The 26,254-nt window shown below is 59.9% G+C and carries 22 protein-coding genes and 1 pseudogene; 18 read left to right on the top strand and 5 right to left on the bottom strand.

The annotated features are described in order from the left end of the window. Positions 1-566 precede the first annotated feature (566 nt). Together IB248_RS23830 and IB248_RS31895 are read right to left on the bottom strand one after the other, a co-directional pair. The gene (locus tag IB248_RS23830; protein ID WP_192241762.1) at positions 567-923 is read right to left on the bottom strand and encodes a hypothetical protein; all 357 of its coding nucleotides are present in this window, start codon (positions 921-923) and stop codon (positions 567-569) included. A gap of 5 nt (positions 924-928) precedes the next feature. Then, entirely contained in the window at positions 929-1,228 is a 300-nt protein-coding gene (locus tag IB248_RS31895) for a Rap1a/Tai family immunity protein (RefSeq protein WP_245267922.1), read from the bottom strand. A 255-nt stretch (positions 1,229-1,483) separates the two neighbouring features. Between IB248_RS31895 and IB248_RS31890 the strand changes: the two are divergent. The 13 genes and pseudogenes from IB248_RS31890 to IB248_RS23765 form a co-directional block, all read left to right on the top strand. Beyond that, positions 1,484-1,600: pseudogene (locus IB248_RS31890) on the top strand (phosphate ABC transporter substrate-binding protein); the annotation flags it as partial. 255 nt (positions 1,601-1,855) lie between these two features. Next, positions 1,856-2,503 carry a hypothetical protein gene (locus tag IB248_RS23820; RefSeq protein WP_169680561.1) on the top strand — a complete coding sequence of 216 codons (648 nt, stop codon included), beginning with the start codon at positions 1,856-1,858 and terminating at the stop codon, positions 2,501-2,503. Between the two features lie 271 nt (positions 2,504-2,774). Continuing rightward, a complete protein-coding gene (locus tag IB248_RS31885) occupies positions 2,775-2,939 on the top strand; it encodes a hypothetical protein (protein WP_246779289.1) in 165 nt (54 codons plus the stop codon). A gap of 237 nt (positions 2,940-3,176) precedes the next feature. After that, positions 3,177-4,460: an ATP-binding protein gene (locus tag IB248_RS23810; protein ID WP_192241761.1), complete on the top strand. Its 1,284-nt coding sequence runs from the start codon at positions 3,177-3,179 to the stop codon at positions 4,458-4,460. A 714-nt stretch (positions 4,461-5,174) separates the two neighbouring features. Beyond that, entirely contained in the window at positions 5,175-6,203 is a 1,029-nt protein-coding gene (locus IB248_RS23805) for a substrate-binding domain-containing protein (RefSeq protein ID WP_192241760.1), read from the top strand. Between the two features lie 187 nt (positions 6,204-6,390). After that, positions 6,391-7,917 (top strand): sugar ABC transporter ATP-binding protein, encoded by a 1,527-nt coding sequence (locus tag IB248_RS23800; protein ID WP_192241771.1) that lies wholly within the window; start codon positions 6,391-6,393, stop codon positions 7,915-7,917. A 16-nt stretch (positions 7,918-7,933) separates the two neighbouring features. Continuing rightward, positions 7,934-8,923: an ABC transporter permease gene (locus tag IB248_RS23795; RefSeq protein ID WP_192241759.1), complete on the top strand. Its 990-nt coding sequence runs from the start codon at positions 7,934-7,936 to the stop codon at positions 8,921-8,923. Position 8,924: 1 nt separating this feature from the next. Beyond that, positions 8,925-9,932 (top strand): sugar-binding transcriptional regulator, encoded by a 1,008-nt coding sequence (locus IB248_RS23790; protein WP_192241758.1) that lies wholly within the window; start codon positions 8,925-8,927, stop codon positions 9,930-9,932. Next, positions 9,929-10,924 carry an aldo/keto reductase gene (locus IB248_RS23785; protein ID WP_192241757.1) on the top strand — a complete coding sequence of 332 codons (996 nt, stop codon included), beginning with the start codon at positions 9,929-9,931 and terminating at the stop codon, positions 10,922-10,924. Before IB248_RS23790 ends, IB248_RS23785 begins: the two co-directional genes overlap by 4 nt. A gap of 12 nt (positions 10,925-10,936) precedes the next feature. Continuing rightward, positions 10,937-12,700 carry a glycerol-3-phosphate dehydrogenase/oxidase gene (locus IB248_RS23780; RefSeq protein ID WP_192241756.1) on the top strand — a complete coding sequence of 588 codons (1,764 nt, stop codon included), beginning with the start codon at positions 10,937-10,939 and terminating at the stop codon, positions 12,698-12,700. After that, complete coding sequence (locus tag IB248_RS23775) at positions 12,673-13,515, top strand: class I fructose-bisphosphate aldolase (protein ID WP_246779288.1); 843 nt, start codon at positions 12,673-12,675, stop codon at positions 13,513-13,515. The genes IB248_RS23780 and IB248_RS23775 overlap by 28 nt, the downstream gene beginning before the upstream one ends. Before the next feature lie 206 nt (positions 13,516-13,721). Then, a complete protein-coding gene (locus IB248_RS23770) occupies positions 13,722-15,251 on the top strand; it encodes an FGGY-family carbohydrate kinase (RefSeq protein ID WP_192241755.1) in 1,530 nt (509 codons plus the stop codon). Beyond that, a complete protein-coding gene (locus tag IB248_RS23765; protein WP_192241754.1) occupies positions 15,248-16,873 on the top strand; it encodes a GMC family oxidoreductase in 1,626 nt (541 codons plus the stop codon). Before IB248_RS23770 ends, IB248_RS23765 begins: the two co-directional genes overlap by 4 nt. 214 nt (positions 16,874-17,087) lie before the next feature. On the opposite strand, the gene IB248_RS23760 is transcribed toward IB248_RS23765, so the two are convergent. The 3 genes from IB248_RS23760 to IB248_RS23750 are packed head-to-tail and all read right to left on the bottom strand — an operon-like array spanning position 17,088 to position 20,298. Beyond that, positions 17,088-17,954 carry a TIGR01459 family HAD-type hydrolase gene (locus tag IB248_RS23760; RefSeq protein ID WP_192241753.1) on the bottom strand — a complete coding sequence of 289 codons (867 nt, stop codon included), beginning with the start codon at positions 17,952-17,954 and terminating at the stop codon, positions 17,088-17,090. Continuing rightward, on the bottom strand, positions 17,951-19,234 hold the full coding sequence (locus tag IB248_RS23755; protein WP_192241752.1) for an FGGY-family carbohydrate kinase: 1,284 nt from the start codon (positions 19,232-19,234) through the stop codon (positions 17,951-17,953). Before IB248_RS23755 ends, IB248_RS23760 begins: the two co-directional genes overlap by 4 nt. Then, positions 19,231-20,298 carry a class II aldolase/adducin family protein gene (locus IB248_RS23750; RefSeq protein WP_192241751.1) on the bottom strand — a complete coding sequence of 356 codons (1,068 nt, stop codon included), beginning with the start codon at positions 20,296-20,298 and terminating at the stop codon, positions 19,231-19,233. Before IB248_RS23750 ends, IB248_RS23755 begins: the two co-directional genes overlap by 4 nt. A gap of 174 nt (positions 20,299-20,472) precedes the next feature. Here IB248_RS23750 and IB248_RS23745 point away from each other — a divergent pair, with 174 nt between their 5' ends. The 5 genes from IB248_RS23745 to IB248_RS23725 all read left to right on the top strand — a co-directional run bounded on the left by IB248_RS23745 (position 20,473) and on the right by IB248_RS23725 (position 26,206). Continuing rightward, positions 20,473-21,246 (top strand): DeoR/GlpR family DNA-binding transcription regulator, encoded by a 774-nt coding sequence (locus IB248_RS23745; protein WP_018856003.1) that lies wholly within the window; start codon positions 20,473-20,475, stop codon positions 21,244-21,246. Continuing rightward, positions 21,243-22,646 carry a carbohydrate kinase gene (locus IB248_RS23740; protein ID WP_192241750.1) on the top strand — a complete coding sequence of 468 codons (1,404 nt, stop codon included), beginning with the start codon at positions 21,243-21,245 and terminating at the stop codon, positions 22,644-22,646. Before IB248_RS23745 ends, IB248_RS23740 begins: the two co-directional genes overlap by 4 nt. Further along, positions 22,643-24,205 (top strand): sugar ABC transporter ATP-binding protein, encoded by a 1,563-nt coding sequence (locus IB248_RS23735; protein WP_192241749.1) that lies wholly within the window; start codon positions 22,643-22,645, stop codon positions 24,203-24,205. The genes IB248_RS23740 and IB248_RS23735 overlap by 4 nt, the downstream gene beginning before the upstream one ends. 22 nt (positions 24,206-24,227) lie before the next feature. Then, the gene (locus IB248_RS23730) at positions 24,228-25,202 is read left to right on the top strand and encodes a ribose ABC transporter permease (protein WP_245307374.1); all 975 of its coding nucleotides are present in this window, start codon (positions 24,228-24,230) and stop codon (positions 25,200-25,202) included. A gap of 65 nt (positions 25,203-25,267) precedes the next feature. Continuing rightward, the gene (locus IB248_RS23725; RefSeq protein ID WP_192241748.1) at positions 25,268-26,206 is read left to right on the top strand and encodes an ABC transporter substrate-binding protein; all 939 of its coding nucleotides are present in this window, start codon (positions 25,268-25,270) and stop codon (positions 26,204-26,206) included. Positions 26,207-26,254 lie beyond the last annotated feature (48 nt).

Below are 26,254 nucleotides of genomic sequence, written 5' to 3'. Positions count from 1 at the left end.
GCTCACGAAGATCATTCGAATAGGGTCGTGTCATGGATGCTGGCCTCCATTCCAGCATCCATGATGAATCACAAATCTGCTGATTTGGGAATCGCGCACCGATTCCGATAAGCAATGATCCGCTCTAGATTTGAGTTGCGAGTGGAAAAGAGGCCTTTAGGGGCCTCTTTTTTCATTGGCTAATCCGAAAGTGTGCCATCGGCGTTCGAACTTGCCTGGCATCGCCTTCAACATCAGTTCGCTGAGAAATGGGTCAACTCCACTCACCGGAGGTTCCGCAGTGCTGAATACGATCCCGTCGGGTTCTGCTTCGATTTCTCGTCGCATCCGAACAGATCATCTTGAGCTTTTCAGCACCGCGGGAGTGGGTAGTGGACATAGAGATCGCCAGGCGCAAGGCGAAGGGGACGTGGACCCTCGATGAAAGCGGAAAGCCAAAGCCTGGGGCACTGACTTCGACGACCTTATCCCCAGGTTGGGGCCGACGGAACCCCCGGATACGAAATGACCAAGTTTCTCGCAACGGTTGACCTTCAGCTTGACACGGTAGGTCGCGTTATCGAGAGCTAGTTGGCTCTTCGCATCATGGATTGCAGCAACCAAGGATCCAGCGCGATCTGTTTTTCATCATCGGGGAGACTAAGCCACGCGAGATTTTTAGCGTTACGACAGGCTTGCCCATTCGGCCAATCCAAAAGCCCATCGCATGTGGTAGCCACTGAGCCACTCGCCACCAACTCGTTGCGAAACAGAGCGGCATAGTACGCGTCTGCCCTGTCAGTAGCCCACATCGATGTGAGCGCGGCGACAGCCAGCATCGTGACGGCCCCCAACACCCATTTCCAGAAATGCCACGTCACATAGGCCACACCAGCGGCAGCAAACACCCCAAGCGCGGGCAAAAAGCCATCCCAGAACGTCATTTACTTCACCCCGGACAAAAGGCTTTCGTGATTGCCGCTATACTGAGGGTCGCCGCCAGTTTGTCCCGTTCTTCCGGGTGGTCGCGCAAGCTATTGGTCACAACATCGACCACCTGCTTCTCACTCACTCCCGCTCGCAAGCAACTGTCGCCCATTACATCGGCCACACCATCAACATAGGCGACGCATAACGCAGTGCGCTCATCACTTGCCGTGCACCAACCGTATAATTCGTTTCCGTTGATAAACCCGCCGTAGATGTTCGTATTAGCGAAGGCAGGCGCAGTCGGAATGGCGCACGCCATGGCCAAGCCCACGGCAGCCGATAGATACTTTTTCATGACAATCCCCAGTGATGCGGTAGCGGTGTCAGCATTCGAATGCCAAGCCAACACCATCCGGCGACGTGAGGATACCACGAGGTATGGGTTTCGTGCCCCCTGCTGTGCCCCCTGCTGAAAAATCGGGATTTCTGCTTGAGGAAGGGAGATCTTCTTTTTATGAATGATTTCAAGATGGTGCGATCGACAGGGATCGAACCCGTATACCTTGCGGTGAGGAATTGTAAGACCTTTGCCCTGGCACAGCGTTTCGAACCGGCAGCGAGAGACGTCACGGTCGTAGGGTGGACGGCACGTCGCAAAGGCTTGCCGTACAATACCTCGAGACATACGCCAATCGAGTCGTCACCCTGCCGCAGGAGGCGCTCATCGGGCTCGCGTGGTGTCTTTCCTAGCCGCCAGGCGCTGACCAGGATCGCGGCGCTTCAAAGCCAGCTTCTCGGCTTCCGCTCCGTCAAATTGACACAGCACGGGATAAAAGGGACCCTAGTGCAAGCGATTCGGTTCGCTGCCAACTTGTATGCGGCGATCAGCGTTGCCCCAGCCCTTGTTTCTCGTTTGGTGTTTCAAGACTCTCAAAGGAGAAGTGCCGTGATCCCATCCGGTCTCTTTTACGACCTCGTTGATTCCCAAATTGCGTTCAAGATCGTGCAGAGGAATTTCAACAGTCCCAACTTCATCTTCAGCGTACCTCGCGTAAAGGACGGGCAGCTCCGCCTGACGATGCTCGGAAGTCAGCCCCTTGTCGGGTCCGCGGATGCCATACTGGCCCGCCTTAACGCCCTTCTGTGCGAACACCCTGTCCGCCAGCCGAACGCCCATGCCTTCAGGCCGGCCACCAGCAATGCGAAGATCGTTGGCTATTCGATCTTTCCCGAGGCCGAGAAAGGCAAGCAGCACGGGTTGCCGGAAGAGATGTCCGTCGAATGCCGCATCATGCCGGCCGACCGTTCAAGTCCCGGGCGGGAAATCTCGATGGTAAGCGTGATTGTCGATGGAAAACATAGCCTTCATCTGATGGAGACGGTCGGCAAGGATAATCTTCAGGAGATCAGTCGGCTTTCCCCGCATGCGCTGCCCATGGAAATCCATGGGGGACTGGCGGCGAATGGCTACTATCAGGAGAGCTTCGTGACCTTATATGGTGAGGAGGCCCTCGAAGAGGCAAAAACGAAGTTGAGAGAGGCCTGCAACCGAGCGGTTTCCGCCGGTACCGACGCCCGACACGCACATCACTGATATCGCTCTCTCCGTTATGAGATTTCGGTCGGCCTGATCGTCAAATGTGCGGGTCCGTGTTCGCCTGATGACGTTGACTTGTTAGCGCCAACGGATGTGTGCGCGATTTTGCGGGTTTGGGTAGCAAATTCCACAAGGTTGGTGTCCGGCGTGAAAAGCAACCCACGCCTACCAGACCGAGGACGGTACCGACACCGACAGCATCGAGAGTTTCTGCTCCCGCGCCGAGCGCTCGTACGACGGCATCCACCACCGCTTCTCGGTGAAGTACTTGGATTGGTACATGGCGATGGCCGCCTGGAAGGAAGACACCCGCTACATGGGTCTGCGCTGGCAGCTCGCCGGCGTGCTGCGTACGGTCACCCACCGCACGCGGTCTGATCACCTCTGCGGATACTGGCAAGGTGCGGCAGAGCGTATCGAAGACCAGGTGTGAATTGAAGACACGACGGTCGAGAGGCAGCGCTACCTGCGGTGACCGATCTGGGGTTCGTGATTTCTCCGACGTGTACTGTCAGGTTCACCGGGACGCTATTAACGGTTTCACCGGATTCCTATTGAAGGGTTCCCCCGCATTCTATTGACACTTTCCCCCAACTTCTATTGACACTTTCACCGCAACTCTATTACAACTTTCCCCACATCGAATTGCGTCGACTGTGAGGTGACCATCATGGACGAGGGTCTCCTCCCGCGTCATCTGCAGTCCCAACTAAAGGCTGCACTTGCATCAGCGCGAGTGGTTAACATTGTTGGACCGCGCCAGGTCGGGAAGACGACACTGGTACGCGATCTATTGAGCGCTGGAAAATTCATCACCTTGGATGACGAGGGTGTGCTTGCGGCTATTGAGGCCGATCCAAAAGGACAGCTGGATTCCCTGTTGGCTGAGACGAAAGCGGGTCCCCTCATTATCGACGAAGCCCAACGATCAACGAAATTAGCTTTGGCGTTGAAGAGAATCGTGGACGAGAACCGAGCAATGGGTCAGTTCGTCCTGACAGGCTCATCCAACGTTTTCATTTCCGCGGACGTGGCGGACTCGTTGGCAGGTCGGGTCCATACAATGACGATGCTTCCAATGAGTGTCGCCGAAACAAAACGCATGGGGCCTGCGAAAATTCTCGACTGGGCATCGGCGAATGACCGTCCCGATCCGCTAGACCTGCCTAAAGCAGAAACGTTGTCCCGGGCACAATACATCGACTTGATAGTCGCAGGCGGTTTCCCCGAGATACGAATTCTGGAAGAGCGCTGGAGGCAAAATCGATACAGAGACTACGTTGACAGTGTCGTGGAACGCGACGTTGCGTACATCCTAAAAATAAGAAAATCAGACGCCATGAGGCGAATGATCGATCAGCTAGCTACGCGTGTCGGAAACGAGCTGAATATAGACGAACTGTGTTCAAACATCAGTTTACAACGGAATACGACCGATACCTACCTCGATATTCTGACCAAGCTCTCCCTATTGCGACGATTGCCTGCGTGGACCTCTGGAGAGACCGGGCGCGACATACGCCAGCCAAAAATCCATCTTGTGGATACTGGGATCGTCGCAGCTTTGAGGAGCATGAACACCCAGAGCTTCAATATCGGCGCGAATCCCACAGCGCTTGGCGGCCTGTTCGAAAATTTCGTTTTCAATGAAATGTGGAAATCCGTCCCCCATCAAATGCGTCAGTGGCGACTTTATCATTGGAGGCATCAACGAGGACGCGAGATAGACATTCTTGCTGAGTCAGACAGAACGATAATCGGCTTCGAGATGAAGACATCGACTACGGTTGAAGCAAAGGACTTCCAACATCTGCGATGGTTTCGAGATGAAGGCCCAGGGGTGAACCGTCCCTTCGTCGGCATCGTCGTCTACATGGGAGAGCGCGTACTCAGTTTCGGCGAAAACATATTCGCGCTCCCTCTGTCGATATTTTGGTCATTTGAAGACAGTTAGCCTGAGCGGGCAGCCCAGATTAATCCTCAAATGCTTTCCTGGCGATCCCCCACAATCTACGACGACCATCGGGAGCACCTGACAAGCGAACCTGGCCCGTCTGCTCCATGTGTTCGAGCAGGCCAGAAAACCTTCCAGCCAGATTAGAACCGATCCCGTCAATCTGGCCCTTCGCGTTCGGCAAACTGTTTCGACAGATCACCTGCAAGGACCGGTTCTTCGGCATCTCGGAGTAGTTCGAGGACGCCGCGGCGGACATCACGGCCTTCGAGGAGGTCGGTGACGCGGCGGCCAGGGCTCGGACGCTACTCTTGGATCGAAGACCTTGATCACGGTCACGAAAGCGACCTTGTGCGCTTCCGAGGCGAGCGCTTCCGCCTTGATCTCCTCAAGTCTGGCTTCCAGTTCAGCCAGCTCGGCCTCAGTTCCTCGACGACCACCACAATACAATCGAACTCCACCGACAGAGCTGGAGGTAACAATTCTTGTGCCTGGAATCTTTGTGGCATTTGCTATCTAACCTCGATCGCCCCGCTGTTTTTCCCTGCGGACTTGAAATATATTTCATTACGTGAATTATATTGACACGCATTTGATCTTCGCCTTTATTGCTCTCATCGGACTTCGAGGAGGAAGTTCGATTTCAACGCGATCAGCGGCGTCAACGTGACGCCCTCAGGCTTTTGGGAGGGGCTTCGGCCTCGAGGAGGAATCTTGCGCAAATTTATCAGCTCGACCGCCATGGCGGTCCTTGCAGCAACGCTTTTTTCGGGCACGGCATCCGCGGAAACGGACAGTCCGTTCCGCTGCAAGCCGGGTGAAAAATACGTCATGAACGTCATGGTCTCGGGCGTGGAATACTGGTTCCCGGTCTACGAGATGTTCAAGCAGGCCGGTCAGCAGCTCGGCTGCGAAACTGCATATACCGGTACACCGGAATATGACGTCAACAAGCAGATCGCCACCTTCGATCAGGCGCTGGCCCAGAACCCGGCCGGCATCCTTGTCCATCCGATGAATTCCGATCCGTTCATCGAGCCGATCAACCGCGCCACCGAGCAGGGTACCGCCGTCGTCACCTTTGCCGCCGACTCGCCGCTTTCCAAGCGCGTCTCGTTCATCACTTCGGACAACACCCGCGAAGGCATCTATGCTGCCGACGCAATCGCCGAGAAGCTGGGTGGCAAGGGCGAATATGCGGTTCTGGAAAATCCGGGCCAGGACAATCATGACAAGCGCATCGCCGCCTTCATCGGCCGTATGGAGGAAAAGTGGCCCGACATGAAGCTGGTCGGTCGCGCCGCTTCTAACCAGGACCCGACCAAGGCCTATCAGGGGCTTTCGAGCATCATCCAGGCCAATCCGAATCTCGGCGCGGTCTTCATGCCGGAAGCGAACTCCGCTATCGGCGCCTCACAGGCGTCCAAGGAAAATGGAGGCAAGGTTCTTGTCATGTGCGCCGACGTCAACGCCAACATTCTCGACATGATCAAGGCCGGTGAAGTCTTCGGCTCGATCAACCCGAACCAGGGCATGCAGGGCTACATGGGCTTCATGCTGTTGTGGCTTGCCAAGCATCCGGAGCTGATCGACCCAATGAACGACGCCAAGCGATCGGGCTTCAACCCGATGAGCATCCCGGTGGTCGACAATGGTCTTTCGATCGTCACTGCCGAAAATGCCGACGACTTTTATTGGGACAAGTACCTGAAGCGCCGCGGCACGAAGGGTATCGAGGAGTAAGGGCATCGGCCCTTGTCACCTTCGGAAAGAAGGTGCGCCTGGAGGGCTAAATGAGGGGGATGGTTGGGCCAGAACTTGCCGCACTACCCCCTCAACGCCTTGTAACCTCGGCTTTTTCCGTGCTGGGAAGAAGACAGATTATCGCAGCCGTCTCGATCGGGGACCGGTCATGAATAAGGAAATTACGATGGCGGAGCCGGTGCTCACCATTCATGGCATAAGCAAGCATTTCGGGGCGATCCGGGCGCTGACGGATGTCAACTTCATGCTCGAGCGCGGCGAGGTCCATGCGCTCTGCGGCGAAAATGGTGCCGGCAAATCAACGCTGATGAACATCATCGCTGGCGTGCTGCAGCCGACCGAAGGCGAAATCCGCGTCGATGGAAAGCCCGTCCGCATCGCTTCACCGGCTGCCGCGCAGGCGCTCGGAATTGGTCTGGTGCATCAGGAAATCGCCCTCTGCCCTGATGCCACGGTGGCCGAGAACATGTTCATGGCCGCGACCAACCGCCGGCGTGCCCCTTTCATGAATTACCGCACTTTGGAGCGCGATGCCCAAAAGGTGATGAACCGGCTCGCCGCCATCGACGTCCGCCAGAAGGTCGCGGATCTGCCGATTTCCAGTCAGCAGCTTGTCGAGATCGCCAAGGCCCTGACGCTCGACTGCCGTGTGCTCATTCTGGACGAGCCGACCGCAGCGCTGACCGAAACCGAGACGCAGCAGCTCTTCGCCATCATCCGCGACCTCAAGGCGAACGGCATCTCGATCATCTATATCAGCCACCGCATGGCCGAGATCTTCAGCCTCTGCGACCGCGTGACCGTTTTTCGTGACGGTCGGTATGTCTGCACCGACAAGATTGACGATGTCACGGCTGATGATGTGGTGCGCCGCATGGTTGGCCGCGAGATCACCCAGCTCTATCCGGAAAAGCTCGGGGCCGAAGTCGCCTCTCGCGAAACCATCCTCGAAGTGGATGGCCTTGGTGATGGTGCTCGATTCCATGATATCAGCTTCGATCTGCGCCAGGGTGAAATCCTCGGCATCGGTGGCCTGATCGGCTCCGGCCGCACGGAGATCGCCGAAGGCATTTGCGGGCTACGCGCCCATGCCGCCGGCGAAGTCCGACTGCATGGCAGGCCGCAGGCAATCCGCGCCTATGCGGATGCGGTCAAGGCGGGCATCGTCTATCTGTCGGAAGACCGCAAGGGCTCCGGGGTGTTCCTGGAGATGTCGATCGCCCAGAATATCTCGGTGCTGAACTTGAAGGCACTCACCAACCATGCCGGCCTGCTCAACGGTCGCGCCGAGGCGGCGCTGGCGCAGGATTTGGCGCGGCGGCTTGCGGTGCGCATGGGCGGCGTCGAGGCCCCGGTCAAATCGCTGTCAGGCGGCAACCAGCAGAAAGTGGCGATTGCCAAGCAGCTTGCCGTCAAACCAAAGGTGATCCTGATGGACGAGCCGACACGCGGCATCGATGTCGGCGCGAAGACCGAAATCCATCGGCTGCTGCGCGATCTCGCGGGCTCGGGCATCGGCATCGTCGTCATTTCATCGGAAATGCCGGAACTGCTCGGGCTCTGCGACCGCGTTCTGGTCGTGCGCGAAGGGCGCATTGCCGGCGAAGTGGGCGCGGACGATATGACGGAAGAAACGGTGATCCGCCTTGCATCGGGGGTCAGTGCGGCAAGGACGGCTGATCATGCCGCGTAAGGAGAAAGAGACGGGAATGGCAATCGACACGATAACGGCGGATATCCCGAAAACGGGGCACTTCAAACGCATCGGCAGCATGCGCGAAGCGGGACTGATCGCGATCATCCTGGCGCTTTGCCTCGCCATGAGCTTCGCCTCGCCACACTTCCTGACGCTCGGCAATTTCCGCGCCATGCTGATGAGCTTTTCGGTGGAAGGCATCGTTGTCGTCGGCATGACAATCCTGCTCATCGTCGGTGGCATCGATCTCGCCGTCGGCTCGGTCGTCTGCTTCGCCATGGTGCTCTCCGGCTCGCTGTTTCTTGCCGGGCTCGATCCATGGACGGCCTCACTGATCGGCATTCTTGCCAGCGGCGTCATAGGCGCGATCATGGGTTTCTTCGTGACCGTGGTGGGGCTCAACCATTTCATCACCTCGCTCGCCGGCATGGTGATCGTGCGCGGGCTGTGCCTCATCATCACCAAGGGCACGCCGCTCTCGCTCTTTACCCTGCCGGCAGGCTTCAAGGCGGTTGGACAGGGCACCTTCCACGGCATTCCCTACGTCATCCTGATCTTCGTTGCCGTCGTCGTCCTGTTCGATTTCCTGCTGCGCCGGGCCATCGCCTTCCGCAAGGTGTTCTATACCGGCAGCAACGAGAAGGCGGCGCTCTATTCCGGCATCAGGACCAACCAGGTGAAGTTCTGGGTGACGGTTCTCTGCTCGACCCTCGCGGGTGTCGCAGGGGTGATCTACATGTCCCGCTTCGGGGCGGCGACCCCGACATTCGGCGTGGGCATGGAACTCAACATCATCGCGGCGGCGGTCATCGGCGGTGCCTCGCTCAACGGTGGCTCCGGCACGATCTTCGGCGCCATCCTCGGCATTGCGCTGCTCTCTGTCGTCACGTCGTCGTTGATCCTGCTCGACGTCTCCGTCTATTGGCAAGACATGATCAAAGGCTGCATTCTGCTTGCCGCCGTTTCCATCGACCATTTTCTGCACAAGCGGAAGGCCGCCTGATATGCCAATCGCCAAACTGAAACAAAAGACGACAGCGCCGCGCGAGGAAATCGTCATCGCGCGCCAGATGCACCAGGCGCTCGTGCTGCATTTTCTCGAAGGCCTGACGCAGGCACAGATCGCCGACCAGCTCGGCATCTCGCATGCCACCGTCAACCGGCTGATCAAGCGCGGCCGCCAGCTCGGCCTCGTCGAGATCAAGATCAAATCCCCGGTCGAGCCGCTGGTGGATATGGAAGAACGCTTACTGGCGCTCGGCGGCATCAGCCGTGCCGTAGTGGTGCCGACCGTATCCGACAATCCGCAGACGGCGCTGCAGGCTGTGGGCGAGGCGGCGGCCCGCCTGCTGATCGATGAGATCGCCGATGGCGATACCATCTGCATCACCGGGGGCAAGGGTGTCGGCGCCGTCGTCGCCGGCCTGCAGCCCGCTCGTCGCTTCGATGTCGAGGTGATCCCGGCGACCGGCTGCGTGCAGGGCAAGCACTATACCGACGTCAACCATGTCGCTACCCTGATGGCGGATCGGCTCGGCGGACGCTCCTACCAGATCCACGCGCCGCTCTTTGCCGATGATGCCGTGCAGCGGGGCATGCTGATCAACATGCGCGCCGTCGCCGATGTCTTCCAGCGGGCGCGGGAAGCCAAGGTCGCCGTCGTCGGCATCGGCTCGATCCTGAGCTCGGATTCGACCTATTACGACCTGCACCCCTCTTCCAGCGAGGACCGCAAGGCCATCGAACATTCCGGGGCAAGGGCCGAACTGCTCGCCCATCTGCTCGATGGCGAAGGCCGGGTCTGCGACTACAGTCTCAACCGCGCACTGGTTTCGCTGACGCTTGAGGAATTCGCGGCGATCCCGACCAAGATTGGCGTGGCAAGCGGCCTCAACAAGGCCAGCTCCATCCTGAGCGTGCTACGCGGCAACCATCTCGATACGCTCGTCACCGACGAGGCGACCGGGGCGCGTATCCTTGAAATAGCATCCGGGGAAGGGTTTTCGGCATGAGCGGCGAGCAGTTGATCCGCGAGATTGGGCGCTCCGGCGTCAGGGCCTCGGCCGTAGGGCTGGGCACCTGGGCGATCGGCGGCTGGATGTGGGGCGGCACCGACGAGGCGCAATCCATCGCCGCCATCCAGGCCTCGCTTGATGCCGGCGTGACCCTCATCGACACGGCGCCGGCTTACGGCCTCGGCCGCTCGGAGGAGATCGTCGGCAAGGCCATCGCCGGCCGCCGCGACAAGGCCGTCATCGCCACCAAATGCGGCCTTGTCTGGCATACGCAGAACGGCAAGCATTTCTTCGATCAGGATGGCAAGCCGGTTCACCGCTATCTCGGGCGCGACTCGATCATCCATGAGGTCGAGCAAAGCCTGCGCCGGCTCGGCACGGATTATATCGACCTCTACATCACCCACTGGCAGGACGTAACGACACCGATCGAGGAGACGGTGCGGGCGCTTGAAGAGTTGAAGGCGGCCGGCAAGATCCGTGCCATCGGCGCCAGCAATGTCGATCGCTCTGAGCTTCGGCAATACATTCAAACCGGATCACTCGATGCAATCCAGGAGCGGTTCAGCATGATCGATCGCGGGATCGAGGCGGACCTGCTGCCGCTCACTGTTCAAAACGGCGTGTCGACGCTCAGCTATTCCTCGCTGGCACTCGGCCTGCTCTCCGGTACCATCGGACCGGATCGCGTTTTCTCGGGTGACGACCAGCGCAAGGACAATCCGCGCTTTTCCGTCGCCAACCGGCAGAAGGCGAAGGATTTCTCGGAGGCGATCCGACCCGTCGCCGAGCTGCATGGCGCGAGCGTCGCTCAGGTGGTGATTGCCTGGACGCTGGCGCAGCCGGGCGTGACCTTTGCTCTCTGTGGTGCGCGCAACCCGGCACAGGCATTCGACAATGCAAGGGCCGGCACGCTCCGGCTTTCGGCTGACGATCTCAAGGCCATCGACGCGGCGCTGGCGGCAAAACTGGCCCACATGGACGGATAACAGGCTGTCATCATGAACCGTGAAGAGACATGGAACGGGTTTCGCAAAAGCCCGAAGGTGGATGTGTGCGTCCTCGGCGGCGGCATCAATGGGCTCAGCGTCTTCCGCGAGCTGGCGCTGCAGGGCGTGAACGTGCTGCTGGTCGAGAAGGGCGACTATTGCTCCGGCGCGAGTGCCGCGCTGTCGCGCATGGTGCATGGCGGCCTGCGTTATCTCGAAAACGGCGAGTTCGACCTCGTGCGGGAATCGCTGGTCGAGCGCGACCGGCTGTTGTGCAACGCGCCGCATTACGTCGCACCGCTGCCGACCACAGTGCCTATCTTCGACATTTTCTCCGGCCTCGGCAACGGCATCGTGCGGTTTCTCGGCCTCACCCGCCGCCCGAGCCGCCGCGGTGCCATCGCCATCAAGACGGGCCTTGCCATCTATGATTTCCTGACCCGCAAACGGGCCTTGATGCCGAAACACCAGTTTCGCGGCCGCCGCGGCACGCTTGCCAAATGGCCCGCGCTCAACCCAGCAATCCGGAGCGCCGCGACCTATTACGATGCCTGGGTAAGCCACCCGGAACGCATCGGCATCGAGCTTCTGCGCGACGGGCTTTCGGCTGGTCCGAACGCGCAGGCCCTCAACTATGCGACGCTCGAACACACCCCCGCCGGCCACTTTCTACTGCACGATGCCATCTCCGGACAATCGCTGCCGATCAGGCCAGCGCTGATCGTCAACGCCACCGGCGGCTGGATCGACATCGCCAATGGCTCGCTCTTCCCCGAGGATGCCCGTCCCGCGCCGTTGATGGGCGGCACCAAGGGCTCGCACCTGATCATCGATCATCCGGGCCTGCGCGACCTGCTCGATGGCCACATGATCTATTACGAGAACGAGGATGGTCGCATCTGCATCCTCTTTCCGTATCTCGGCAAGGTGCTGGTCGGCTCCACCGATATCCGCGTCGATGATCCCGGCACGGTGCGCTGCGAGGCCGACGAGCGCGATTACATCCTGCAATCGCTGGCCTTCGTGCTGCCGGGCATCGTCATCCGCCCGGAAGAGGTCGTCTTCCAGTTCGCGGGCGTTCGGCCGCTGCCGGCCAGCAACGACAGCTTCACCGGCCGCATCCCGCGCGATCATTTCTGCACGGTCGTCGAGGGCCGCGATCTCGGCCCGCCGGTGCTCTGCATGATCGGCGGCAAGTGGACCACCTTCCGGTCCTTCGGCGAACTCGCCGCCGACATGGCGCTCGACCGGCTCGGCCGCCAGCGCCGCATCGATACCGCCGATCGCACCTTCGGCGGCGGGCGCAGCTTTCCCAAGGATCGCAGCGACTGGCTACGGCAGCTTTCCCGCGCGACCGGCCTTAAGGAGGATCGCATCGCCACCCTCTTCACGCGCTATGGTACGGACGCTGCCGAAATCGCCCGCTTCCTCGTCGCAGCGGATCATGCCCTGGCTCCCGATCACGCTCTGCCGCATGCCGGCTACAGCGCCCGCGAGCTCATCCATCTCATCCGCTCGGAAGCGGTGGAGCATCTGGACGATCTTCTTTTGCGCCGCACGACGCTCGCCATCACCGGCGAACTTTCGCTCGACATGGCCGATGCCGCCCTCGCCATTCTCGCCGCCGAAAAAGGCTGGCCGCCGCAGCGCGCGACCGAGGAGCGCACCCGTTTTCTGACCCTCCTGAACGACCGTCACGGTGTTTCGGAGCAAACCCTTTCCGCAAGGAACGAACAAAGGAGTGAACAATGCGAGACGTCAGCAAGGTCCGGATGAACCGGCTGTTCGGCAACGGCCGTTGCCTCGATGTGGCGATCGATCATGGCGTCTGCAACGAGCCGTCCTTCCTTGACGGCCTGGCGAACATGCCGGCCGTCGTGAAGGCGCTGGTGGAAGCCAGGCCCGACGCGATCCAGATGAATTACGGCCAGGCCGACCTGCTGCAGGACCTGCCCGGCAAGGACAAACCAGCGCTCGTCATGCGTCTCGACATGGGCAACCCCTACAACCGCATCCGCCATCGCGATATGTGGGCCGTGTTGCAAAACGAGGCCGAGCCGCTGATCGGCGCGCTGCAGATGGATGCGGCCTGCGTCGTCGTCAATCTGTTCATGCTGCCGGACGAGCCCGATCTCTTCCGCCAATGCGTCCAGAATATTTCGCGCGTGCGTGCCGATTGCGAGAAATACGGCATGCCGCTGATGATCGAGCCGCTGGTGATGCAGCCTGTGACGGAGCGCGGCGGTTACATGGTCGATGGCGATGCCGACAAGATTGTGACGCTGACGCGGCTTGCCCGCGAAATGGGCGCCGATATCGTCAAGGCCGATCCCACGACCAACCCGGAGGATTTTCATCGCGTCATCGAGGCGGCGCGTTGCCCGGTTCTGGTCCGCGGCGGCGGCAAGGAGGATCTGTCCGCGGTCTTCGCGAAGTCCGCGGCCTTGATGCGGCAGGGTGCGATGGGCATGGTCTATGGGCGCAACATCTATCAGCACGCCAATCCAAGCGCCGTCGTGCGCGGCCTGATGGCGATCATCCACGAGGATGCAAGCGGCGAAGAGGCGTTTGCAGTTTATCAGCAGGGGTGAGGTTGGTGGTTACCTTGATCCGAGCGGCGAGAAGTGCCGAGCGTATGCGAGGCGATGAGGGCGTGCTGCGGCAAATCCTGAGCATGCAGCGAGCCCTTCATCCGGCCCTTCTGGCCGCCTTCTCCCGGATGGGGAGAATTGGGGATCGGCGCTAGGCTTTCGGCTAAAACCACGCAAGACTGACAGAACCTTGGGAGGGGTTCGCAATGGCAAAATATCTGTTGGGGCTCGATGCCGGAAACACCGTCATCAAGGCGGTGATCTTCGATCTCGAAGGCCGGGAGTTGGCGCATGCCGGGGAGGAGGGCCATAGCCGCATGCCGTGCCCCGGCCATGTCGAGCGCGATCTCGGCGAACTCTGGGCCAATGCCAAACGCGTGATCCGAACGTGCCTCGACAAGGCAAACATTGCTGCCTCCGATATTGCCGCCATCGGCTGCGCCGGCCATGGCAACGGCCTCTATGCCCTTGATCGCGATGGCCAGCCGCTGATCGCAATCCAGTCCCTCGATACCCGTGCCACGGGACTTGTCGAGGAATGGGCGGCTGAAGGGGTCGGCGACCGCACCGCACCGATCGCCCGCCAGCGCCCCTGGCCATCCCAGACGCCGACGCTGCTTGCCTGGCTGAAACGCCATCGTCCCGACCTCTTCCAGCGTATTGGTACGGTTTTCTTCTCCAAGGATTTCGTCGTCAACCGGCTGACCGGCAGCCGCGTCAGCGAGGTCTCCGATATGTCCGGCGCCGGCCTGCTCGATCTCGCCGCCCGTCGCTACGACAAGGCGCTGATGGCCGCTTACGGCCTTGCCGAGAGCATGCACATGCTGCCGCCGCTGATCGAAAGCGCCGATATCGCCGGTCATGTGACGCAAGAGGTAGCGACTGAGACCGGGCTTGCGGCCGGCACACCGGTCGTCGGCGGGCTGTTCGATGTCGTCGCCTCGGCGCTCGGCTCGGGCGTGTCGCGCACCGGCAGCGCCTCGATCATCGCCGGCACCTGGAGCATCAATCAGGTGATCATCGATGGTCCCGACCTTGATGGCCCGGTTTTCATGTCCTCCACCTTCGACCGCAGGCGCTACATGGCGATGGAAAACAGCGCCACGTCGGCCGCCAATCTTGAATGGCTGGTTCGGGAATTCTTCGAGGACGAGCATCCAGAAGGCGTCTCGCCCTTCGATGCGGCTTGCGCGCTCGCGGCTGCGGTCGCGCCGGCTGCGGATGATCCGCTCTATCACCCCTTTCTCTATGGCGCCCAGCAGAACGGCCATGCGCGGGCCGGTTTCTATGGCATGGCTGGCTGGCACACCAAGGGGCATCTGATCCGGGCAGTTCTCGAAGGTGTCGCCTTCGGTCATCGCCAGCATATCGAGACCATCCGCAAGGCGGGTGCGCACTTCGAGGAAGCGGTGCTCTCTGGCGGTGGCTCGCGCAGCAGGCTCTGGCCGCAGATATTTGCGGATGTATTGGGTGTTCCCGTCATTGTTGCCGTGTCGCGGGAGACAGGGGCGCTCGGGGCTGCGATTGCGGCCGGCACGGGTGTCGGGCTGTTTGCCGATTTCACCGAAGGCGCCACCGCCATGGTGCGGACCGATCGGCACTATCAGCCCAATGCTGTGCTGTCGGCCCACTACGCCACCCGTTACAGGCTTTACACGGATATTAACGAGGCGATGACGCCGCTGTGGCGGCGGCTTTCGGAGGCCCAAAGCCTCGCAACAGGAGTTGCAGCGTGACCATGCCCCTGAATGAAGCGCCTATGGATGAAGGCGTTTACGATTTCATCGTCGTCGGTGCGGGGTCGGCCGGCTGCGTGCTGGCAAACCGGCTCTCGGCTGATCCGAGAAACCGGGTGCTGCTGATCGAGGCCGGCGGCTCGGATCGGTATCACTGGGTGCATGTGCCAATCGGTTACCTCTATTGCATGGGCAATCCGCGCACCGACTGGATGATGAAGACGGCAGCCGAGGCCGGCCTCAATGGCCGGGCGCTCAACTATCCGCGCGGAAAGGTGCTCGGCGGCTGCTCCTCGATCAACGGCATGATCTACATGCGCGGGCAGGCGGCGGATTACGACGGCTGGCGGCAGGCAGGCAATGCCGGTTGGGGCTGGGATGACGTGCTGCCCTGGTTCCTGAAATCGGAGGACAATTATCGCGGCAAATCGGCCTTGCACGGAGCGGGGGGCGAGTGGCGCGTCGAACGCCAGCGGCTGTCCTGGCCGATCCTCGATGCCTTTCGCGATGCGGCCGAGGAACTCGGTATTCGTAAGACCGGAGATTTCAACGGCGGGGACAATGAAGGGTCCGGCTATTTCGAGGTCAATCAGAAGGGCGGCCTGCGCTGGAACACGACGAAAGCCTTCCTGCGCCCGGCGATGAAGCGGGTAAACTTGCGCGTGCTGACAGGCGCGGAAACCGAGCGGCTGGAATTTGACGGCAAAGCTGTATCCGGCGTGCGCTTTCGCCTCAATGGCCGCTCCTGCGTCGCCCGCGCATCGCGCGAGGTCATTCTATCTGCGGGTTCGATCAACTCTCCAAAAATTCTGGAGCTTTCGGGCGTCGGGCGGCCGGATGTGTTGTCGAGCCTCGGCATTCCCGTGCATCATGAGCTCCAGGGTGTCGGCGAAAACCTGCAAGACCATCTGCAGATCCGAACCGTCTTCAGGATCGAGGGCGCGCGCACGCTGAACCAACTTTACCACAACCTGTTCACCCGAGCCGGCATGGCATTGCAATATGCGATCAGCCGTTCCGGTCCGCTCTCGATGGCTCCAAGCCAGCTCGGGATCTTCGCCAAGAGCGATCCGTCCGTCGCTACCGCCGACCTCGAATATCACGTCCAGCCTCTCAGCACCGACCGGCTCGGCGAGCCGCTGCATCGTTATCCTGCCGTGACTGTCTCCGTCTGCAACCTCCGGCCGGAAAGTCGCGGCACCGTGCATATTACGACACGTGATGCCTCGGTCGCCCCTGAAATTCGTCCCAATTATCTTTCGACCACGGGCGACAGGCTGCTCGCGGCAAATTCAATTCGCCATGCGCGCAGCTTGATGGAAACGACGGCTATCTCCCGTTTTCGACCGCAGGAGATGCTGCCGGGCCAGGAATATCAGAGCGATGACGAGTTGATCCGGCGTGCAGGTGATATCGCCACCACGATCTTTCATCCTGTCGGCACCTGCAGGATGGGAAGCGATCCGATGGCGGTGGTGGATGCCAAGTTGCGCGTGCATGGGCTTGAGAAGCTGCGCGTTGTTGATGCCTCGATCATGCCGACGATCGTGTCCGGCAATACGAACTCCCCGGTGATCATGATCGCAGAAAAAGCAGCGGAGATGGCGCTGAGGGTGCAATAGCTGGATGATATATTCTTTGATCCGACTATCTCGCCGCCTGACGATCGCGCCTCGCCTCGGCATGCATCAATAAGAGCTCTCGAAAGTGCCTTGTCCGTACACCTTCGGATACCAGAAATCTTCGAAATCGACACAGTTCACGATGATTTGGAGCATTGTGTCGGCAGTCTGTGTAACGCCGATTTCGTCAAACAGCTGACGTCATTCGCGGCTGTCAGCGGCCGCCTGGCTGACGGCACCTTCCTGCCGGGGCAAATTCGTGCATGAGATAGGTTGGAACCGCCTCGCAGCTTTTCATGAGCGCGAATAATTCCTTGTCGGACTTGCTCGCCAGTATTCCGGTGCGCACAAGTACCGATGCGAGTCCGACATTGGCTGCGCCTTTGATATCGTGCTCGATACTGTCCCCGATGCAGACGACCTTTGCTCGATCGAGACTGCCCCATACTGACATGGCGTGGCTGTAAATTTGATGATACGGCTTGCCGATCCACTGGACCTTGCCGCCGAGTTCCTCATAGATCCTCGCGATTGCTCCCGCGCCAGGTGCGTTCTTGCCGCCCGCCAGCTTGTGAATGTCAGGATTTGTGCAGATGCAAGGCGTGTGATTGGCCGCAGCGGGTTCCAGCATGCGCCGGTATGCATCGAGCGTTATGCGTTCCGCCTCGCTGCCCGAGATGATAACGAGATCGGCATCATTCGATCGAGGCACAGTCGTCAGATGAAGACGGTCCGCGAGGTTTTGGTCATCGCCGCTGGAAATTGTGAAAGCGCGCATCCCGCGCCGAATGTCCTCAGAACGGGACAGAATATCAAAGGCGACGTCGCCCGACGTCACGAACCACTCAAACAGGCCACGCTCGAAGCCGAGGCGAACGAAGCGTTCGGCATTATAGTCCCCGCTTCGCCCGGAGTTGGAAAGCACGATCACCCGTTTGCCATTCTCTTTCAGCCTCTGCAACGCTGCAGCGGCGCCTTCATAGGCGCCCTCGTCATCACGCAGCACGCCAAACTGATCGATCAGGAAATAGTCGTATTGATTGATCAGGTTTGCGAGCGATGTCTCGGGAACAGAGCTCACTGGTTCTTCCTTTGCCATTGAAGAATGAGCGCTGCGGTGCCGATTGCAGCCTCCGTCGACTTCGAAGGCTTAAAAGCGATACCAAGCGCGGCTTGCCGCATGCATGTCCACGTCGGATTCTTCGAGCCGCCGCCAACGGTTCGGATCGATTTCAGCTGCGCGGCACCAAGCTCCGCCAGCCTGTCATATCCCAACCGTTCAATTTCCGAGATTCCTTCAAGCACTGCCTGGAAGAAAATTGCGTCATCCTCCGGGCGAGGCTCCAGGCGAGGGGCATAATCCGGATCGCTGAAGGGGAAGCGTTCCCCGCGTTTAAGTAACGGATAGAAGTTCAAACCCGTGGGTCGCGAGAGATCAAGGCGAGCCGTCAACTCGGCGAGCCGGTCATCTCCGAACAGTGATTTGATGACGGCACCACCCGTGTTGGAGGCGCCGCCGGGGAGCCAGAAATCGAGTACCCTGTGCGAGTAGATGCCATATTGCGGTGCGTTGATCGGCCGTTCGGAAGCGAGCTTGAGGACGAGGGTCGAGCCGAGCGCGGTAACGCCATCGCCGATCTGCGAGGCGCCGGTCGCCAGAAACGAGGCGCAGCCGTCGGTCGTGCCGGCGTGAAAGCGGCAAGTCTCTGCAATGCCAAGCTTGGCAGCGAAACCTTTGACGCGCGAGAGCGCAGCACCGGCACGGTAGACCTTGGGAAGCAGCTCGCGATCAAGGCCGACCATCTCAATCCAGTCCGGCCATTTTTCCCGTTGCAGGTCGTAACCGGTCTTCAAGGCATTGTTTTCGTCTGTTGCTGCTTCCTGAAGACCGAGCTTCAGCAACAGCCAGTCGGCCTGATGAACGACCTTGGATACACCTGGCTGACGGGCAAGAAAGATTGCTCGCGCAAGAGCCGAGCTCGCTCCTTTCGCGGGGCTGTCGGCCGGCGCATGCCGGGATATCTGTTCGACAATATCGCCATCGGGGCAGTTATCATTGTACATCAAAGGCGCGCCCACCGGTTCGCCCATGCGATCGAGCGCAAGGACGGTTCCGGAAGTTCCGTCGATACCGATTGCTCCGACGGATGCGAGGCTTGTTTTTGCGGCAAGTTGCGTGAGCGCGGTTGACGTTCTTTCCCACCATATGGAAGGGGTGCGGCCTTCCTCAGCGGTGAAAAACGGAGTGCTGGCGAGAGCAACAACCTCACCGTTGTCGGAAATTGCGGCCGCGCGTACGCCGGACGTGCCGATGTCGATTCCTATGACAGTTGCGGGCAATGGATTGGGCGAGCTTGTCACGAGGTCACGGCTCCGCGGTCAAGCGCCTGCCTGTACTGCTCAGCCTCCCAGTTTGTCAGCTCGTATTCGTCGGCTTCGGAAAGATAGTTGACATCGGAATCGTCGGGGATGCGTGCTACGACTTCTGCAAGACATCGAGCCATCGCCTGGCCGCCAGCCGTCAACTCGTTCGACAAGAGTACGCCGGAGCCAGGCACGATGATCATTTTCGGCGGGCCTTCTCCTGTCAGTGCCAAGCTTTCGAGGTAAGCGGTCACGGATTGGTCTGCGTCCAGGAGGCCGATCTTCACGCCGAGGAAAATCACGTGATCCGGATACATCGAACCGGCTGTCGCCAGCCGGACGCTTTCCTGTGAGAGCGCTAGCTGATGGGTCTCGGTGTCGTTTGCTGGAGAGTACCTGCTATCCCGGCTCAGCCGCTCGAGTGTCTCGATGGACGGGGAGGGAACTTGCCGTTCAGGCATTTCCAGTGCAGCGGAGACCTGCTCGATGCGGCGCGCAACCTCGTCAATGGTGGCCCCGGTAATGATGATGCCGTGATTGTACAGGACTAAAACGTCGGGACGCGTTGCGGCCGCCAAGTCGACCTCGCGGGCAAGCGGCGTGCCGGGGCGCCTGTAGGGAACCGTCACCCAATGCAACCCGGTCACGTCCAGCCTTGCTTTCAGCAGCCGATCGCGATCTTTCAGAACCGAGAGCGCGATCGAGTTGACGCAGTGGTAATGCGCGACGACTGCCTGGGGCAAGGCCGCGTGAAAGCTCGTCTCGATGGATGGTCGCAGGCCGCTTGTATTCAGTGACGCAATAACGAAATCGGTGGCCTTTTCGGCGCGTTGGTCGCCTTTGCGAAGGGCTTGGACGAGCGGCGCGACACGGACCGGCACCATGATATCGCGATCCCCGGCCTGAGCGAGCCAGGTGCCGGATGCTTTGACCCACATGGTATCGCCATCCTTAAGCGAGGTATTCCCGCCTGCTCCCTGAGTTTTGAGGATGTCGGTTCCGATCTGCTTCGACAGCGCCAGAAACCGGTTGAACTCGCCCTCCGAGCTACCTACCGCCATCAAGACCTCCGCGTTTGAGATGTTCACTCACAATAATGAGCGAATTTTTCATCGATCGTATGTAAGCGATTGAATATCGTCAATGATGAAGTTTTTGCGTCACATCGGCTTGCGGATGAGGTTTCGTTGTGATTATCTTTAATCATCGGCAGGGAGCGGCCGGGAGGAAACACAGTGAACGATGCCAGCCGGCATAAACTCATCACCGACCTTCTTCGCGAAACACCGTTCGCTTCGGTTCGCGACCTGCAAGTCCGCCTCGGCGTTTCCCCGGCGACCATCAGACGCGATATCGACAAGTTGCACGAAACAGGGCGAGCCAAGAAGGTCTACGGAGGGATCTCGGCTTTCGAAGTCGGCGGCCGGCTTGCGGCCCGACCATACGACGAGAATCGCGATATTGCGGTCGAGGCCAAGCGCGCGATAGCGCAAAAGGCCGCCTCGCTGGTGCGGGACGGTGACTCCATTATCGTTCATGCCGGTTCTACCTGCTTTCAGCTGGGCGTGCTTCTGGCTCGCCGCAACTTGCGCATCTATACCAATTCGATGCCGCTTGCTGCCTATCTCGGCGAACACGGCAGCTGCCATCTCAGCCTTTCAGGCGGCGAACTCTATCGCGAGCCGGGGATCATTCATGATCCGGCCTCGGGTGCGCCCGATTACTTCGCTTCGCGGTTCTTCGTTGGCACGCAAGGCATCGATTCACAGGGGCTTTTGGAGTCACACCCGCTGCTCGTCAAGGCGATCGGCGAGCTCAGCACCTGCGCTGATGAAGTGGTGCTGTTGGCAGACAGCCGAAAGTTTTCCATTCAGCCACGTAACCTGGCTTTGACGCTGTCGCGCGTCGGAACGATCGTGACCGACGACGGTTTGTCCGACGCAAACGCCAAGATGCTTGAGAATGCCGGTGTGACGATCCTCATCGCAGATGTCGGAGGCGTCATTTGACAGAGCATTGTCCAGTTGCGGTCTTTGACCTCGGAAAGACCAATTCGAAGCTGTTCATCATCGACGGCAAGGGCGATGTCGTAGCGGAGCGACGCGCCAAGCCGGTGTGGCGCGAGCACGGCGACATTCGTGTCCTCGATGACGAAGCTCTTTTTTCCTGGATGCAGGACGAGCTCAGCCAGGCCGTCGAAGCGCATGGCGTTCGCCATGTGACGTTTTCCGCGCATGGCTGCACGTTCGCGCTGATCGGAAAAGGCGAACTTTGCCATCCGATACTTGATTACGAACAGGAGCCTCCGGCATCGGTCGCAGCCAGGATTGATCCGCTCATTCCACCGTTTTCTGAAACCTACTCACCCCGTCTGCCGCTCGGGTTGAACTACGGCCGCCACATTCTGTGGCTTCGGGACAGGGATCCGAGCACGCTCGACGCTACCGATGCGATCCTTGCCTACCCTCAGTTCTGGTCATGGAAATTCTCCGGCAGCGCCGCCTCCGAAGTGTCCTATCTCGCTTGCCATTCCCATCTCTGGGCACCGTTGGCCGATGACTTCAGCAGCCTCGTCGACCAAGAGGGTTGGCGCGCGAAAATGCCTGATCTTGTGTCGGCAGGTTCGTCACTTGGGACATACCCCGTCACGGCAGCAGGCGAAACTGTGGAGGTTATGGTCCACAATGGTGTCCATGACAGCAATTCCGCACTGTTCTACTACAGGTCGGTCGGCTTTGACGATTTCACGCTGATCTCGACTGGCACCTGGGTGATTATCTTCAATCAGGCGTGCCCTTTGAATGCCCTCGATCGTGAGCGCGACATGCTCGCCAATGTCACGGTAGACCATGCACCTGCCGCAACGATCCGGTTCATGGGTGGTCGCGAATACGACGCGGCAAGCCAAGAGTGGACAAAGCCGATCAGTATCGAAGCGGTAGAAGCGGTCATCGCCAAGGGAAGTTTCGCCCTGCCGTCTTTCGCCGCCGGTGGGCCGTTTCCGGGTTCAGAAGGTCATTTCCTCGGACCAGCCGTTGAGGGCGAGGAGCGGGCGGCCGTAGCGTTGCTCTACGTGATCCTGATGACGGATCTGTCACTCGATCTTATCCGTTCGCAAAACGACATTGTGATCGATGGCGGCTTGGTCAAGGCCGACCTCTATGCACCATTGCTTGCGGCCTTGCGGGATCAGACCGTCTTTACCAGTGCAAATCCCGAAGGCAGCGCCTTCGGGGCGGCTGCGCTCGTATTTCGCCAGTCCAATGTCCGGCCCTTCAAAAATCAGTGTGAGCGTATCCGTGCTGTCGAGATCGCCGGCCTTGGCGACTACAGGCGGGAATGGAGGCGTGCGATAGAGCTGATGCGTGACGTGTCGCAGCCGGCCATGCTGAGCGAGGGGATCCGATGAACCCAGTTGTAGCATCGTCCCCGGCCATTGCTCCCGTTCTCGAAATGCAGAATATCAGCAAGACCTTCGGCAATACGCGCGCACTGACGAAAGTCTCCTTGACCGTGTATCCCGGTGAAATTCATGCGTTGATGGGTGAGAACGGCGCCGGCAAGTCGACGCTGATGAAGGTTCTCTCCGGTGCTTACCTCGCGGATCCCGGCGGTACGATTCTGGTCAGCGGCCGGCCGGCGGTCACCGGCGACCCGATCAAGGCAAGAGCCAACGGCATTGCGGTGATCTATCAAGAACTGTCGCTCGCTCCCAATCTGACTGTCGCCCAGAACATGTTTCTCGGGGAAGAGCCGTCACGTCTGGGGTTCGTCGACCGCGCGGATATCAGGAAGCGCGCCGAGCCCATTCTGAAGCGCCTCGGCATCGGCTTTTCTCCCAATCAGCTTGTGTCGTCCCTTTCCTTGGGCGAGCGTCAGATGGTCGAAATTGCCCGCGCTCTTACCACGGACGCGCGCATTATCGTCATGGACGAGCCGACGACGTCACTGACGAGCCGGGAAACCGAAAAGCTTTTCGAGGTGATCGCCAGCCTCAAGGCGCATGGAATTGCGATCATCTACATCAGCCATCGCATGGAAGAAATCTACGCGCTTGCAGACCGCGTCAGCGTGCTTCGCGACAGTGCCTATGTTGGAACGCTGAGGCGCAGCGAACTGTCGGCCGAGCGGCTCGTCTCCATGATGGTCGGCCGCGACCTGTCGTCGTTCTATAAGAAGGAGCACCGCGCTGCCGCGCACGATCGCCAGGTCGTGCTTGCCGTCAAGAATGTGGGAGACGGGCGGCGCGTGCACGATTGCTCTTTCGATGCCTGTGCCGGGGAGGTGCTGGCCATCGCGGGCCTTGTCGGTTCGGGCCGCACGGAGCTTGCGCGGCTGGTCTTCGGTGCGGACCACAAGGCCACCGGTGTCGTGACCTTGAACGGTCAGGAGCTTTCGCTGCGCGGCCCCCATGATGCGCTCAATGCCGGGATTGCCTACCTCACCGAGGATCGCAAGGCACTTGGCCTGTTCCTCGACATGACGATCAACGAGAACATCAATGTCGGTGTGATCGCCAAGGATGCGCGACCAGGCGGGTTCCTCGATTTCGGCAAGGCGAAGAAGCGCGCCGATGACGCCGTTTCGTCCCTGTCGATCCGAACGAAGAGCACGTCCATCAATGCCGGGGCCCTGTCGGGCGGCAACCAGCAGAAGGTGTTGCTGGCGCGCCTCCTGGAGACAAAGCCGCGGGTGGTCATCCTTGATGAGCCGACGCGCGGCGTCGACGTCGGTGCGAAGTCGGAAATCTATCGGATCATCGACGAGCTTGCCGAAAGCGGCATCGCCATCATCGTGATCTCAAGCGATCTGCCCGAGGTGATTGGTATCGCCGACCGCGTGTTGGTGATGCGCGAGGGACACATCGCCGGCGAGGTCGTCGCATCGCCGGACCGACCGATCGAGCAGGAGACCATCATGGCCCTTTCGACCGGTCCGGTCGGTCGAGACACAATGAGCGCGACATAAGAGAGAACCTGAAATGAGCGCAATGCAGAGCGGACAGACAGCAACAGACAGGATGAGGTTGAGGTCGACCTTGACCGCCCTTGGTATGCTACCCGTCCTCATTCTTTTGGCCGTCGGCTTTCATCTTCTCAGCGGTCGCTTCCTGAGCGTCAACAATCTGTCGATCGTCATGCAGCAGGCATCGATCAACACCGTGCTTGCGGCCGGCATGACATTCGTGATTCTGACGGGCGGCATCGATCTTTCCGTCGGATCGATCCTTGCCGCCTCAGCCATGGTCGGTGTCATCGTTTCGCTGTGGCCGGATGTCGGCATGCTTGGGATTCCCGCAGCAATTGCGGTCGGACTGGGATGCGGCCTCATCAACGGAGTTATCATCGCGTTTTTGAAACTCCCGCCCTTCATCGTCACGCTGGGTTCGCTAACGGCAATGCGCGGTATTGCCCGTCTTCTCGGCAACGACACGACCGTCTTCAATCCCGATCTGCCCTTCGATTTCATCGGCAATGGCAATCTGTTCGGCGTGCCATGGCTGGCGATCATCGCATTGGTGACGATCCTGGTGTCCTGGGTGATCCTCAAGCGGTCGGTGCTAGGAACCTGGATCTACGCTGTTGGCGGTAATGTCGAGGCTGCACGCCTTACGGGCATCAAAGTGCCGCTGGTGCTTTTGTTCGTCTATTCGATGTCGGGCCTGCTATCGGGCCTCGGCGGTGTCATGTCGGCGGCCCGCCTGTACGCGGCAAACGGATTGCAGCTTGGCCAGGCTTATGAGCTCGACGCGATTGCAGCCGTCATTCTCGGCGGTACCAGTTTCGTCGGCGGCGTCGGGTCGATCTGGGGCACGCTGATAGGGGCTTTGATCATCGCTGTCCTGTCGAACGGTCTCATCCTCGTCGGGGTTTCCGACATCTGGCAGTACATCATCAAGGGACTTGTCATCATCGTTGCCGTCGGGCTCGACCGCTACAGGCTGAGAGGGCTTAGCCGCACCTGAGCTGCGGCTGAAGGAACCGGGTTACCGGATAACAAAGGCGCAGGAGGCGCCATAAGGAGGAAAGCATGCGCATGATCTCTAAACTGCTCACCGCCACCGCGCTCGCCGCGGCAATTGCAATGCCGGCCGCGGCAAAGGATCTTCAAAAGATCGGCATTTCGGTCGGCCTCCTGGGCAATCCATTCTTTGTCGCGACCATCAAGGGCATTGAAGACCGAGCCAAGGAAATCAATCCGAATGTTCAGGTGACCTCTGTTTCTGCCGATTACGACCTCAACAAGCAGGTTTCGCAGATCGACAGCTTCATTGCCGCCGGCGTTGACATCATCATGCTCAACGCTGTCGACGCCAAGGCAATTGCACCGGCCGTCAAGAAGGCTCAGGCCGCCGGCGTTATCGTCGCCGCCTTTGACGTGTCCGCACCCGGTGCAGACGTCACCGTCATGACAAACAACGTCAAGGCAGGCGAAGAAGCCTGCCAGTACATCGTCGACAAGCTCAGCGGCAAGGGCAATGTTGTCATCATTAACGGCCCGGCCTCGTCCTCGATCCTCGATCGCGTCCAGGGTTGCAAGAACGTCCTGTCGAAGAGCCCTGACATCAAGATCCTTTCTGACGACCAGAACGGCCAGGGATCGCGCGATGGTGGTCTTGCTGTCATGCAGGGACTGCTGACGCGCTTCGACAAGATAGACGCCGTTTTTGCAATCAACGATCCGACCGGCATTGGCGCAGAGCTTGCCGCAAAGCAGTTGAACCGGAACGAGTTTTTCATCACCGCAGTCGACGGCGCTCCTGATATCGAAAAGTCGCTCGCCAGCGGCAACTCGATGATCAAGGCCTCCGCTTCGCAGGATCCCTACATCATGGCCGGCGACTCGCTGAAGATGGCCGTCGACGTCCTGAATGGCAAGAAGCCGGCCGAAACGACGGTGCTTCTCGACCCGAAGTTGATCACGGCTGAAAACCTCAAGGATTACAAGGGCTGGACGGCAGCCCGCTAAGGTCTCCTCCCGAGTGGCCCGCCGTTGCCACGTGCACGGCGGGTCGCC

It is taken from the genome of Rhizobium sp. RHZ01 (assembly GCF_014851595.1).
Lineage (GTDB): Bacteria > Pseudomonadota > Alphaproteobacteria > Rhizobiales > Rhizobiaceae > Rhizobium > Rhizobium altiplani.
Note: the sequence above shows the minus strand (reverse complement) of the source record. Positions and strands in the feature narration are given on the sequence as shown.

What these genes read in the sequence shown, in the direction of transcription:
- IB248_RS23725 (WP_192241748.1), top strand. Translation starts at nt 25,268, where the DNA reads ATGCGCATGATCTCTAAACTGCTCACCGCCACCGCGCTCGCCGCGGCA.
- IB248_RS31895 (WP_245267922.1), bottom strand. Translation starts at nt 1,228, where the DNA reads ATGGCGTGCGCCATTCCGACTGCGCCTGCCTTCGCTAATACGAACATC.
- IB248_RS23785 (WP_192241757.1), top strand. Translation starts at nt 9,929, where the DNA reads ATGAGCGGCGAGCAGTTGATCCGCGAGATTGGGCGCTCCGGCGTCAGG.
- IB248_RS23830 (WP_192241762.1), bottom strand. Translation starts at nt 923, where the DNA reads ATGACGTTCTGGGATGGCTTTTTGCCCGCGCTTGGGGTGTTTGCTGCC.
- IB248_RS23800 (WP_192241771.1), top strand. Translation starts at nt 6,391, where the DNA reads ATGGCGGAGCCGGTGCTCACCATTCATGGCATAAGCAAGCATTTCGGG.
- IB248_RS23730 (WP_245307374.1), top strand. Translation starts at nt 24,228, where the DNA reads ATGCAGAGCGGACAGACAGCAACAGACAGGATGAGGTTGAGGTCGACC.
- IB248_RS23780 (WP_192241756.1), top strand. Translation starts at nt 10,937, where the DNA reads ATGAACCGTGAAGAGACATGGAACGGGTTTCGCAAAAGCCCGAAGGTG.
- IB248_RS23770 (WP_192241755.1), top strand. Translation starts at nt 13,722, where the DNA reads ATGGCAAAATATCTGTTGGGGCTCGATGCCGGAAACACCGTCATCAAG.
- IB248_RS23790 (WP_192241758.1), top strand. Translation starts at nt 8,925, where the DNA reads ATGCCAATCGCCAAACTGAAACAAAAGACGACAGCGCCGCGCGAGGAA.
- IB248_RS23750 (WP_192241751.1), bottom strand. Translation starts at nt 20,298, where the DNA reads ATGGCGGTAGGTAGCTCGGAGGGCGAGTTCAACCGGTTTCTGGCGCTG.
- IB248_RS23810 (WP_192241761.1), top strand. Translation starts at nt 3,177, where the DNA reads ATGGACGAGGGTCTCCTCCCGCGTCATCTGCAGTCCCAACTAAAGGCT.
- IB248_RS23795 (WP_192241759.1), top strand. Translation starts at nt 7,934, where the DNA reads ATGGCAATCGACACGATAACGGCGGATATCCCGAAAACGGGGCACTTC.
- IB248_RS23775 (WP_246779288.1), top strand. Translation starts at nt 12,673, where the DNA reads ATGCGAGACGTCAGCAAGGTCCGGATGAACCGGCTGTTCGGCAACGGC.
- IB248_RS23735 (WP_192241749.1), top strand. Translation starts at nt 22,643, where the DNA reads ATGAACCCAGTTGTAGCATCGTCCCCGGCCATTGCTCCCGTTCTCGAA.